General features: G+C 46.5%; 12 protein-coding genes, 1 tRNA gene and 2 riboswitches. Of the genes, 1 reads left to right on the top strand and 12 read right to left on the bottom strand.

What is annotated here, in order from left to right; genetic code table 11:
* Positions 1–28: 28 nt before the first annotated feature.
* The 12 genes from KO518_RS10745 to KO518_RS10690 form a co-directional block, all read right to left on the bottom strand.
* Complete coding sequence (locus KO518_RS10745) at positions 29–1,303, bottom strand: DUF3526 domain-containing protein (RefSeq protein ID WP_216025851.1); 1,275 nt, start codon at positions 1,301–1,303, stop codon at positions 29–31.
* Entirely contained in the window at positions 1,300–2,727 is a 1,428-nt protein-coding gene (locus tag KO518_RS10740) for a DUF3526 domain-containing protein (protein ID WP_216025850.1), read from the bottom strand. Before KO518_RS10740 ends, KO518_RS10745 begins: the two co-directional genes overlap by 4 nt.
* Complete coding sequence (locus KO518_RS10735; RefSeq protein ID WP_216025849.1) at positions 2,724–3,446, bottom strand: ABC transporter ATP-binding protein; 723 nt, start codon at positions 3,444–3,446, stop codon at positions 2,724–2,726. The genes KO518_RS10740 and KO518_RS10735 overlap by 4 nt, the downstream gene beginning before the upstream one ends.
* A 246-nt stretch (positions 3,447–3,692) precedes the next feature.
* Positions 3,693–4,136: a ribosomal protein S18-alanine N-acetyltransferase gene (gene rimI, locus KO518_RS10730; RefSeq protein ID WP_216025848.1), complete on the bottom strand. Its 444-nt coding sequence runs from the start codon at positions 4,134–4,136 to the stop codon at positions 3,693–3,695.
* Complete coding sequence (locus KO518_RS10725; protein ID WP_216025847.1) at positions 4,137–4,604, bottom strand: hypothetical protein; 468 nt, start codon at positions 4,602–4,604, stop codon at positions 4,137–4,139.
* Positions 4,605–4,776: 172 nt separating this feature from the next.
* On the bottom strand, positions 4,777–5,595 hold the full coding sequence (locus KO518_RS10720; RefSeq protein ID WP_216025846.1) for a hypothetical protein: 819 nt from the start codon (positions 5,593–5,595) through the stop codon (positions 4,777–4,779).
* A gap of 163 nt (positions 5,596–5,758) precedes the next feature.
* Positions 5,759–5,835 (bottom strand) — tRNA-Trp (locus KO518_RS10715).
* A 105-nt stretch (positions 5,836–5,940) separates the two neighbouring features.
* Entirely contained in the window at positions 5,941–6,729 is a 789-nt protein-coding gene (locus tag KO518_RS10710; RefSeq protein ID WP_216025845.1) for a phosphotransferase, read from the bottom strand.
* A complete protein-coding gene (gene pnuC, locus KO518_RS10705) occupies positions 6,704–7,324 on the bottom strand; it encodes a nicotinamide riboside transporter PnuC (RefSeq protein WP_216025844.1) in 621 nt (206 codons plus the stop codon). Before pnuC ends, KO518_RS10710 begins: the two co-directional genes overlap by 26 nt.
* Positions 7,317–7,586: a hypothetical protein gene (locus tag KO518_RS10700; protein WP_216025843.1), complete on the bottom strand. Its 270-nt coding sequence runs from the start codon at positions 7,584–7,586 to the stop codon at positions 7,317–7,319. The genes pnuC and KO518_RS10700 overlap by 8 nt, the downstream gene beginning before the upstream one ends.
* A gap of 12 nt (positions 7,587–7,598) precedes the next feature.
* Positions 7,599–9,650, bottom strand: coding sequence for a TonB-dependent receptor (locus KO518_RS10695; protein WP_216025842.1), 2,052 nt, complete (start codon positions 9,648–9,650; stop codon positions 7,599–7,601).
* 56 nt (positions 9,651–9,706) lie between these two features.
* A riboswitch (TPP riboswitch) is annotated at positions 9,707–9,811 on the bottom strand.
* Between the two features lie 143 nt (positions 9,812–9,954).
* On the bottom strand, positions 9,955–10,605 hold the full coding sequence (locus KO518_RS10690; RefSeq protein ID WP_216025841.1) for a PEP-CTERM sorting domain-containing protein: 651 nt from the start codon (positions 10,603–10,605) through the stop codon (positions 9,955–9,957).
* A 44-nt stretch (positions 10,606–10,649) separates the two neighbouring features.
* Positions 10,650–10,733, bottom strand: a riboswitch (cyclic di-GMP riboswitch).
* A gap of 178 nt (positions 10,734–10,911) precedes the next feature.
* Between KO518_RS10690 and KO518_RS10685 the strand changes: the two genes are divergently transcribed.
* Positions 10,912–12,714 carry a helix-turn-helix domain-containing protein gene (locus tag KO518_RS10685; RefSeq protein ID WP_216025840.1) on the top strand — a complete coding sequence of 601 codons (1,803 nt, stop codon included), beginning with the start codon at positions 10,912–10,914 and terminating at the stop codon, positions 12,712–12,714.
* Positions 12,715–12,717 lie beyond the last annotated feature (3 nt).

The raw sequence follows: 12,717 nt of genomic DNA, 5'->3' as shown, positions 1-12,717 counted from the left end.
CTGATTTCCTCGTAATCGTGGTCATTTTTTATTGAGTCGAATAGTCTGCAAATTTGGGTAATTCAGACATTTTTTCTACGCTGTATTCTGCTCTGGTAAACAGCAACGGGTAATAAAAATGCCGTAAAGCTTTGTGATAGGCACGAATATCCTGCTCGTATTGCATTGCCGCTCGTGTGTCTGTTTTGGCTAATGACGACATCAACCTTTGTATCAGCATAGGCGGCGACAGCAGTGAAAAGCGTCCTGCGAAGACATCTTTTTCCATGGTCGCCTGGCGATAGGCTTCTGAAAGCGCACTGACTTTCTGGTCGCCCACCTGTTGGAAGGCGTAGTACCATTTCCATTCAAAGGTAGGGCCCATCTCAATATGATCTTTCCATTGCGGGTGCGTGGCTAAGAACGCGTCCCAAGTTACTGAATCCGGTAGATCCCATGCGTCATTCACGGCTTCCCTTTGGGTTAGCAGGATCTCGCCGCCACTAGGGCTGGAAACCATGTTATCAATGACAACATCGCTGCCAACAGGGATTAACACACTTACAACTATCCACACAGACAAGAGTACCGACGCAATTTTCGTCGCACTCTGTTTTGTACTCAGTTTGCTCGACGTGTACCAAAGGATCAGCAAGGTCCAAAAAAGTATGTGCGCTACCACGACAATCACTGTCAATGTTGTTTCAACAAAGGGAACGCCAGAAATACATGCTCCAATAATAAACGGAACTAACATGGCCAGCGCCAATGCTGCACTCAACACAAATGCGCGACTAAGCCACAGATACTTTTGTTTAACTGCAGTGGTAATGAGTAAATCGTAACGTCCGGCTTCCCGCTCAGAAGCGCGAAGGTCATGCAGCAAAAGAATGACAAACAGCGGCAATAGAATGCTGACGATAAACGCAAAATCAAAACGTCCTAAGAATGAAAGCTCGGGATTATCAGCATCGGTTTCATATATCTGACCTTCAAGCGCCAGCATGCGAATGCGATGTTTCCACGGATAAACATCTCTTTGCCCAACCGCGGCAAAAGCAAGTGGGGACGGCTCTGAATACGTTAGATTAAACGCGTAATACGCCACCATGCCATAGTCTGATTGATGGGCGATAACGCTATCCCTATCGATTTTATCTTTTTCTTTTAATCGCTCTATGGTGGACAACTGACTTTGCGTTTCACTTATTCCGGACCATACTGCGAAAACAGATAGCGCAGCAACAATGGCCAAGATGCCTAACACGTACTTTTGCCTGAAAAGAAATCGGGCTTCCCGGCTTACATTTGGAAATACCTTCATCGGCGCATTCTCCGTACTGCAATATTAAGAACAAGAAGGACAAGCCCGACCCACAGGAGTAGCTGAAGAAAATAAGGTATGCTATTCGTTAAGCGCACAATTTGAGGGTCTGGCTTAAACGAGAACGTTGACAAGACTTGCCAGTTGTTTGCACTTACACGAGCGGCTTTATCATCGTTGTGACGATTCATATCCGCTTTGTAATCCAGATTATCCTGGTGGACCTGATTCAACGACTGAACAAAATCAAATCTGAGTTTTTCGGCTTCCCGTAAAAATCTATGGTGAGTTTCAAGACTGGTGCCAGCAATCATCATGGACAATGAGCGAATGGCTGTAGTAGGCGTAAGCCAACCAAATTGTCGGGCAATTTTTGCCTGTGACAGCTCTTCATCCATGCGCTTTTCGGCAAACTTGTTGAGAATATTAGTGAGTTGTTCCTCAGAGTATTTTGCAACCGTGCCGCGAAAGTTAATTGGTAATTCGTCAATACTGTCAACGTTATATTTTATCAGCAGGTTTTTCTTTAACTTTTCAAATGCAGGAGATGAAGCATTGTGACCATCGCCGAGCTTACGCACTTCCTCATAAACCGCTAAGTCCGTTTCCAACTTTCCAGGTGACGGTGCCAGCACAGCAGCACTTGAACTGCCAATTCTTGGAATAAGAATACAAAAGACAATCCACATACCAACCAGTGTTGCAAAACTCGCGCTGTTCTTTTTACTCAGCGCTGAAACGGCCAAGACAATGCCACTCCAAACCAGAATATAAAGCATGTACCCAACAACAAAACTCATTGTCAGTAACAGTGATTCACCCTTGGTCATTGCCCACAATGCAGCAAGCACAAGTGGCAACAACATAAGTACACCACTAACAACTAATGCCAGATATTTGCCCATCACTAGATGCCAGAGATTGACTCCCTGCGTTATCATGATATTGAGTGTGCCGGCTTCCCTTTCGCGACTAACACTGGCATACCCGATTAGTATGATAAAAAGCGGAACAAGGACTTGTAGCAAAAACCCCGGTGTTAAACTGCTAAAGCGTGTCATGCCTGAAGCTTGTCTTTGATCGGAGAAAACTGCACTGTTTTGCCTGTGCCCCTCGAGAAAAATCGAGGTACCTGTGTAGGCATCAACACCGGGTTCAATGACGCTGAGCGGCGATGGTGCGCGAAAGACGTAGTGACCATAGTGCACCATTCTGTGCGGATGGCGATCTGGCTGGTCTAAAAACTGCGCTTCTGAAGCAGCCTGGAAGTGCTCCCTTTCATGGCTGGCCTTTTCCATCTGCACACTATTAACCACAGCAGAAATAACAGTTAGCACAATACCGGTGACAAGTATGGTTGTAGCTGTTTTTGTTCGCTTCCAAAAATGCCATTCGTCTTTGGCTATTTGACTGATCACGCTCATCGCTTGTTTCTCGCAGAAAACGCAGTGTGAACGGCTTCAGTGTCGATATGAGATGCCTCACCACGTTCGAACATTCCTACAATTTTGCCTTGATCCAACAAAGCAATGCGGTGGGCAATCTGACAGGCGCCGTAGACATCATGAGTTACCATAAACACAGTCGTGCCTTCAGACGCCAGCGCAGCGATGAGTTGATTAAATTCATCAATCGCATTCGGGTCTAAACCCGATGTGGGTTCATCTAAAAATAACACAGGCGCTTCCCGCAATAGAGCAAGCGCAATGGCAACTTTCTGACGCATTCCCTTGGAATAATGGCTCATCGCACGGTTCCATGCTGCGGATTGCAGGGCGACGCGATTCAGCGCATCAGCTATTTCATCTGACGTGCGGGATATTTGGGCCAGTGAGAGAAAATATTCTATGTTTTCCACACCGGAAAGATGTCCGTAAAGGGTGACTGACTCGGGCAAGTAGGCGACTTTACTTCTAATAGTGCTTATCTCATCAGCAACAGACATACCCAGTACCATTGCGCTACCCGCTGAAGGCTGCACAGTACCAAGAAAGGTTTTTAACGTGGTAGATTTACCCGCTCCATTACCGCCAAGTAGCGCAAAAACCTCGCCTTTTCTAACGGCAAAACTAACATCGTCTAATACGGTTTGCTCGTTAAAACGAACACTCAAAGACGACGCTACAATAATTTCACTTTGCATTTATTCACTCTGTATCTGTTGAGGGGTGAAAACAGGGTCTTGCAGAATAATTATGATACAATATAACATAATGCTTTTACATGCTTTTTTTGTTTATTTTGCGGTTTCCGCATGGGTAATATCATCAGCGATGATTTGAAAGTCTTGGGATAAAATTGTGCGGAACAATCATCTTTCGATGACTAAGACGAAACAGAAACCGAGGGCGTGTTGGAGCAATGTTACGTTTTTTTGCCAGGAAAACGTCTATAGGCACTTTTTCATGATGAGGGCATCTTCCCTGCCCTCAGCGGCAGGATAATAGTGTTTTCTTATTTCGATAATCTCAAAGCCAAACGATTCATACAGGCCAATTGCCACAGTATTTCCAGCCCTGACCTCCAACCAAATTTCCTCGCTTTGCCTGTCGCGACAAGTTGCAATTACCTCATTCATGAGGGCTTTGCCAATCCCCGCCCCCCGTTGTGAAGCGCGAACGGCGATATCCATGAGGGTTGCTTCCACTGAAGCGAACAACAACAAAGCATAACCCGACACGCGGTTTTCCCGCAACGCCACCAAGCCCGCGTAAGGAGGAAGCGTACAATCCTCGAAAGTTGCCCATTGCCAAGGAGAATAAACACTTTGCTTGTGAATGTCGTAAGCATCGGCGAGATGCGAGTTTCCCATTGAAGAAGTCGTTACTGACATTCATTCACCGCACAACGTCATTAATGCCTGCCACAACTGTTTCTTATCACGGGATGTTACTTTCGGCGGAAGAGAAAGTACATCTGCTTTTATTTCCACCCTCTCACCCAGCTGCCACAGTTCAGATATATTGACCTGACAATGCGCAATTGCTCTTGCGATATCCTCAGCCATTGGCCCCAAAGCCGCCTTGTCATAAGGTTTTACTGAGTGACTTTTCTCAGCAACAACTTGTCGGTTTGGCGCTTTTGAAGACGACGTTAACTTCGTCGTAGTTCCCAATGTGGCTCGTAACTGTGCAATGCGCTCTGTTCCAGATATTTCCGATGGCGAGGTCACTACGCGCTGGGATGACGCTTCAGTGTCAGGTGTACTTCGAACACTCTCAACTCGCTGTTGCTCGAGCCACACTGGAATACCCATTTCCTGAAGCACTGCCTGCTGATATGGAGTTAGAAAAGAAGACATGGCCAATTCTATTGCAAATGATGGCAATACTATAAAGTAAAAAGGCAAGAAAATCACACAGAGGATAGCTCCAAAATTGTCACCTTGAGAAAGGGCGGTTTAAAAAGCACGCATTGCTTTTACTACGTCAATATAGGCTAAATTCCGCTACCGGACCAATCTGTGTGCCCGCTTATGGGTGCGATTCATTTAAAATCGTGAACAGCATATCTATCATGGCCTGCTGCTCTGCCACGTGATTATCACCGAATCCGTCTTCAGTGCGTCTTTCTGCTTCTACATTCACATATCGACGCCCTTGCTTTTCTGCCAGTACAGACAACGAGCCATCATCTTCAGCGGGATCCAGCGCAACGTCAGGATTTTGTAAAACCACGTTAAAAGATGCCTTTTTCATCGCCTCATAATCCGTGCTTTCGGTGATAAAAAACAAATCATCTTCATCTTTACCAGCATCATGCACACGGATCAGGTAGCTGGCACCGCTATCAAGTTTTTTCTGGTAACGTTTAATAGAAATAGTGCCACGTCCTTTGTGACCATCGTCGTCATATCCCTGGGTATTATTGTGAATAGCAACCCAACTGGATGCTTCATTCGCATTAATTGAGTGAAGGATAAATTCGGCTAGGGCCTGAGCACGCTTTTCAGCCATTGCCAGCAGCTGTGTTTGGGCGGCCAAATCAGGGTTCAGTTTCGTAAGGGTACTCATGCGTCCGCGCTTAGTAAATATTCGGTTTGGATCTGCTTGTAGCGCATTCCCGTCTACGGAAAGCGTGACATGACGTTGCCCGTGCTGTTTCAGTATCGCGAATACACCACCGAACTTCTCTACCTGTTGTTTTAGGTAAGCATTTCCCACATGTTCGTTTTCATGGGGGGCAACGAACGCCCACGGGCGCGATGCCTCTGATTTAGTCACATCAAGCTTAATATCAGGTTGCTGAGGAAAGCTCAGCAACTGACTCATCAACAAGACATAGGGGGTCACAATTGCTCCTTCGGGTACCGTAAAGATCGTCTGAAACTATCGTAAAAAACCTGAGGGAACAAACCTTATTCCAAGAGAATTTACAACGCCAGCGCCAAGGCTGGAATCAAATAAATGAAATAAGATAAAGATTACGCGCATGAGAAAAATAAGAGATGAAAAGTGGCAGGGGTGGAGGGACTCGAACCCCCAACCATCGGTTTTGGAGACCGCTGTTCTACCAATTCGAACTACACCCCTAGCGCGCAGTGCATTATACGTATGAGATAAGAAAGGTAAAGCCTTTTTGTGGGCATTTTATTTCCTTTGTCTAGCAATCACTCAAAGTGAGCAAAAAGCCGACAATTACATACTACGGTGGTACTCAATCGCTGCTTGCCACAGCATGGCAGTCATCTCAACCACTGGCACATGTTCCTTACACGCCTCCAGCACATCATCTTTTGGTAGCTGCGCAAGATCTGCATACTGACTAAACAAACTGTGTTGCGCTGATGCAGACAACCCATTTATGTGTGCACTAGCAGCTAGGTCAAAGTAGCGATTGCCTAACGCTGCGTATTCCCAGTCTGTGATCAGCGGTGTTTTCGCGTCGAGTATATGAGAAAAAGACAGATCGTTGTGACACAGTACCCAAGCAGGATTATTATCGTCAGCGAGATTGTGACGAACAATCAACCGCTCGGCTTGTCTCAGGATCTGAGCGGGTAATACAGGCTTAGCCAATTGAATATGTCGTCGCCACCGTTTTGCTAGATTGAGCGCTGGTGCCCGTACTCTGCATTGATGGATCTGACAAAGCCCGTATGCCAAAGCGGAAACAAGTGCATCGTCAGATAGCTTGTTAGGATCAGATACCCATTGCTCAACCCAAATGTCACGGCCAGGACTAAGCCAAACAGGTGTGGGGGCCAGCTTTTTATCGGCTACACGCTTTTGTAGTGCAAATTGCACTTCATGGTCAACGCCTGTCACACCTCCATCACCCATCACTTTTACTGCAAAAAAGCGGGCCCCGTCGGACAACTTGTATACGGTATTCACCGCACCATGGCGCAAGGACAGTAAGGTGGCTTGATCTGATAGCCCCAAAGGCCGGGTAAGTACGTCAAGAAGTAACTTGCGCGATGGCACTCTGCTCCCTCCATTGCTTTTGCCATTGCAAGTAGCCGTATATGGCAAACCCTACATACCCAAAGAACAAAAAGCCGGACAAGGCTAACCCACTTTGAAAATAGAGGTAAGACGACAATAAGTTGATGACAAACCAGTACAACCAGTTCTGCAATACTTTGTGCGCTACCATTACTGTGGTTACAACGCTGACAACCTGAATACTGGCATCCAACAACAGATGTTCACTGTTAAACTGCCCTTGTGCCCATCGTGACACCCCCCACGCTATCACCAACAAGCCTGGTACTAAAAAAAGATGATAGTACCAGGGCCATGAAATCACGCGACTATGACTATCGTCCCGCCTGTTCCATTGGTAATAGCCATAAACGGCCATTACCATGTAGTAAAGGTTAAGTGCAGCCTGAAAAGGCAATGTTACTTGCCAAAACAACCAGGTGTAAATTGCCGTGCTAACAAATGCGCACAACCAGCACCAGCGGTTTTGTCGAGCGGCCAGTACCACATAAGCCAACGCCAATATCACCGCGCAACCTTCAGCCCAAGAGGTATCACTTAATTGCGTTACGAGCGCAGTGAGAAAATCAGCCATCGTTTGACTTTCTAGCCTGCATGGCGTCGAAATTTAAAAACTTGGCAACGAATATAGCTTGCCCAACTTCTTCGTGAGTTCGCTGCATTTCCTCGCCCAATATGCGCATTACTGTTTGATAGTCACCACTGACCTGAGTACTCGTAGAGCAGGTAGTTACAGTAATATTTTCATAGCTGTTTAAGCGGTCTATAAACGTTTGTATAGGTGGAATATACGCATTAACCAACGGGTACAAAGAAAGTTCAACCATTACCTGCATTGTCGCTACTCCTTAAAAATGTATGCGGGTTGTAACACCTACCTGCCGACCGTCACCCCACTGAAAGTAAGGTTCGTTAAAGGCATATTCGTCCCTGGGGTCATTGCTAAAACCGCCAAACCCTCGCACATAGTACACTTTGTCAAAAACATTTTTTATCCACAACGTCGTTGTCCATGGCCCTTTCTGCCAACTGATGTCGGTATTAAATACTGTAGCTGTGGGCGCGACTTCATCATGGCCGTCAGACAGGCCGTAGCTGTCTTTATAATCCATTTCTACTCGCCAGGAAATTGATTCGGTGAACCAGTACTGGCTGAACAGGTTAGCGGTGAAATCGGGTGATTGTGCTTGCTTGCGCTTTGCAATGACAGAACCATCGGTTCTTTCATAATCCTCGAAAGTCGCATCCAGATAACCCAAAGCAACTTGTAGTTGCCATTGTTTGGTAGCCTGCCAGTTCAGTTCAGCCTCCGCTCCTCGGTTTGTACCAATATCAGCATTGGCGATAACATCGACAAAAGCTGCAGAACCATCATCGCGGTTTTGTACTTCAAAATCACTAATTTGAGTATTTTCACGGTCCATGTAGAACACCGCAGCTCGCAGAGAAATCGCATCAGAGAAGTTGCCTTTAAAACCTAATTCATAGTTCCAGTTGTATTCGGCATCAAAAAAGCGACGATTGTCACTGACCCGCTCATCGTAGTTGATGCCCGGCCCCTTAAAGCCTCTCGATACACTGGCGTAATAAAAATGCTCACCTTGTTGATAAGTCAGCGCCAGTTTACCGCCTGTCATCAGCGTATCTTCGTCGTGAGATACGCCGGCGTTGTCTTCGTAGTCATAGGCATATTGCTCAAAACGCAACGCACTGGTAAGGGTGAACGCATCCGTCAGACGGGTGTCGAGCTGCCCGTACATCGCCGAAGTAACCGGGTCGAAGGCACTGTAAAAATCACTGTCCTGATAGGTATACTGACGGATTAAATCCTGCTCACTTTGACTCACCCGTGCACCTATCACCCATGATGTCGTGTTGTTAAATAAAGTATTGTTGTCTGCGCTGCTGAATCTGACCTCTGCACTTTGCTGCCTGACGTCGCGGTAGTAGGCATCAAATGAGGTATATCCCCAAGGGTGAAAACCGTTGAAGGTCCAGTCTTCGTCATAGCCATATTCAATATTATGGCTGGCATGAGTCAAAATGACTTCAAGCAATCCCGCGTTGGTGCTGTGATATACATGCCCACTTACCCCGTGAGTCTGCTGGCGGTCAAACCCGGGTTCGTCAGAACGGGTTTTATTGTCATTGTCCAAGGAGAATGCATCGAAACCGTTGTCAATGTCGTACCAGCGGTAGTTGAATGCAAAACGAGTGTTGTCGGACACTGCCCAATCAAGAGCCAAACGCGCCGCATCTTCTGACAAACCATTGGTATCGTCACGGTCTAAATACGTGTTTTCTACAAAGCCATCGCTGCTGTTGTGAACCGCTGCTACGCGAACGTTTAATACATCATTTACTGCCGTACCGTAACCGCCTTCAACGCGAAAAGACGATTGACTAGCAATATTAACCTCCAGGTGATTGTCAGCTTCATCTCCAGGCCGGTTGCTCACCACTTTTATCGCCCCGGCCAAGGCACCAGTGCCAAAATTGCTAGCTTGGGGACCGCGATACACTTCAACCTGACGAGTGTCAAATAACACGCCCGCAGCGGCTAACCCCGAAAAGTCGAAATCGTCCACGAGAAAAGAAACAGAAGGATTAATCGGTTCCGCAAACTGGCTGCGCTCGCCAATACCGCGAATCTGTACGAAACGCCCTCTCGACGCGCCACGGGTAAAATTAACATTAGGCGCAACATTCAACATGTTCTCGATATGCGTGGCTTGACGGCTGTCTAAGCGCGCAGCTCCAATGACAGACGCACTACTACTGAGTTGATCCAGAGTAAGTTGGCGGAAATCGCCGGTTACAGTAATGCGTTCGATATCGTTGGCAGTATCTGCCAAAGCTGGCAGCGAGAGTAACGCGAGGAGTACAGCATTTTTTTTCATTGAGGATCTCTTTAGCAATAAAAAGATCCGGCATGTCGGCAGGTATAAGGGTACAAAATTTGTAATGTCACCATCCCTACGCCGGTATTATCCGGATCAGGTTAAAGGGTTTCCAGTGTATGGATCTCAGCCGGACAATACCGGCACCCCTTGGCCTTGGATTAGTCGTCAGAGCAAAACGCTCTTTGGAAATATCGCCGTGCAGTCTACCAACTATGACGGTTGAGTCAAGCTGGCAAAATGCCCACAGAGATGTAAAAAAAGCCCGCATGTGACGTTGCGGGCGAGGTGGGCGGTTTGGCCCTTACTTTTGGCGTCTTGCGCGCCATCCCATAAAGCCCATTCCAAGAAGGATCAGTGACATGGCGGTAGGTTCACTGACTTCTGAAATCGAGGCATTGCGGAATCGGACGTTCATATCACTACAGCCAACACTTGCATCACAATCGTTGATGAAGACAATGTCGGTGATAATGCCGGCCATGTAGTCGTCAAGCTTGATGGTAAAAGTCTGCCAACTCTCTCCATTGGTGTATGCAATGTCATCTAAGCCAAAGTTCTGTGTACCATCTAAATTAAACGTTCTACCGGCGTCGTAGTTTTGCTCACCACCGGAAAAGTCAGCCAACCAGATACCTGCAATTTCTGAATAAGAACCGGCGCTATTGGCCTTCACTCTAAAATCAAATGACAACTCAATATTGGTACTGGCATTGTCAATATCTAAGCTGGCAATACCAAACGCGTCATTTACGTTAAGCGTAAACCACGCATCTTCCTTCAGGTTTAATACGCTGCCATTAAAATCCCACGTGGAGTATGAACCACTGTTTTGTTGGTGCGCAGTAAGAGGTAGAGCAGAAAAATCTATATCGTAACTGTTAATGATGCCTGCATGAGCGGTTGAGGCGAAAATAGTCGTCAGCAGAACCGCGGCTTTCGTGCTAAATTTCATTTGTATTCCTTAAGCAGTGTTGCCTTTAAAATGGTAAAAACATGCACTGCAACCCGGCTGTCTCAATGGCGATGGTAAGACCCGTGGCTTTCCGTCCTTGCTTCACAGCAAGTTTGGCTGTACGTACTTCTGGCGTGACGACCAGATAATGTATTGACAGTTGAAAGAATAAGAGGATTGACGCAAGGTAAACAGGACAGTTCTGTTTTTTAAATGCTACAGATCTGTGCAAACAAGAGAATTTCTATAGCACTGTCATCCCCTTTAGAATTCTTATATTCTTGTAAATAAAGGGATTGAAGCGGAATGAAAGGAGTATTTGTGCAGTATCAAGGTTTGTTTTGGTCAGCAATCATTCGCGCGTTGTTAAGCCAACGGCGTGATCTCGGAATCAGCGACGAACGCGACGCCACCTTTTTGGAGACCGTCAATCAACTCGAGCAAGGGCAATTTTCTGAAGCTGTGCTGGCTAAGCTATTGCTCACTCTCTGCCCGCAGGCACACCAAGCCCAATTTGGCCGTTCTCTCATAGGTTACTTCGACTTCAACAAAATGAGTAACCTGGTCGTTTTGCTTACAGCTAGCAAACATATCGACGATGCTCTGCATGTGCTGGGCAAACAATATAAACATATACTCGGTTCTCAGGCCGACTTTTCTGTGACTGCAAACTCCGACACCACAGTACTTGAGTTTGTCCCGGGACAACACACTATTGTTTCGGAATTCAGGTGTTATTTCCTGCTGGCACTGTTTCGCCATCTTGCCGGCAGAAAGTTCGACTTCACGACGATTGAAATTCCTCACTTAAAACATTCCCGCCTTCTTGATGAACTTAGTCAGTCAAAGTGGAAAACCAGCAAGGGCACTATTAAACTCGCCTTCGAAACCAAGTGGTGCAGGCAACCGTCTTTCTATTTTTCCCTGTCGATTAAGAAGATGTTGCAAGCTACACTGGAAACAAACGAGGAAACGCCGCTTAAACAGCGAGTCAAAGAAGTATTCCAGCGAACCGCGTACCCTGCCAAAATTCGGTCAGAGTGGGTTGCTAGACAATTAGGTCAGTCAGAGTCGGCATTTCGCCGTCAACTTCGCCAAGGATCTATCTCATTTAGTGGGATGTTAAAAGAGCACATTCACGACAACTCCTGCCACCTCTTACTAAGTGGTGTCAAAACGGATGATGCCGCCGAGCAACTGGGTTTTTCTGATCGCCGTTCTTTTGAAAGAAGTTTTAAAGAACACGCAGGTATCAGCGCAGGTCAACTGCGACAGCTGGGTAACAGACTCCGCTTTCAAAAGGGAAACAGCAATCTGATTGACGTCGTGGAAAACCTTCCCCCTTTGCCCCACTCGATTCAAACTTTACTAGACACTGACGAAGACAACATAACGCTGGAATATGTGGTTAGTCTGATTGAAAAAGATCCGATTTTCCAAGCTCATGTAATGAGTAAAGCCAGTCGCGCCATTTACGGCAGTCCACCAAAGAACCTCGAACAAGCCATTGGCCGCAACCTCGGCATCGGCAATATTCGTCATTTGGCCGTTATCTTTGCTGCCCAACAACTTCTCTCGGCTCAGTGCCGCTTTGGCGATGTGAGTTTCCTTACCGATGCAATGTTGCTCAGTGCAACGCTATTCCAGCAAGTCTTTAGTTTTCGATCGTTGAATGAAGATCAAACTGAACAGATTAAACAACTCCTTCTGTTTGGCACGCTATCACTTTTTCTAATTTTTCACGATGAGTGTCTGTTTGCCGATGGCGCACTTACTGTATGGGACGAGGCCCAGACATTTGAAGATTTCCTCCAGCAAATCAACGATAAATACGGTATTTGCCTTTATGGGGCAACATCGCTAATGCTCCTCCGCTGGGGGTTTCAAAGTGCAGTTAATCAACAATTGTGGAAACTTTGTCAACCAGACGACAATGAAACTGGAAGCCACAGTTGGTCGGAAAAGATCAAACTGTGCCACAACGTAGCATTTACCGCTTCGTCCCGTGAACAAAACCTGGAAGCCATCCAGGGGACAACCTCGCTCACTGCTTCCCAAATTGAGATATTGGAAGAAACTATAAGCAAATGGAATCGGTCTGTGGCGTAGAAC

Origin of the sequence: Aestuariibacter sp. A3R04 (assembly GCF_018860805.1) — a bacterium.
Lineage (GTDB): Bacteria > Pseudomonadota > Gammaproteobacteria > Enterobacterales > Alteromonadaceae > Alteromonas.
Note: the sequence above shows the minus strand (reverse complement) of the source record. Positions and strands in the feature narration are given on the sequence as shown.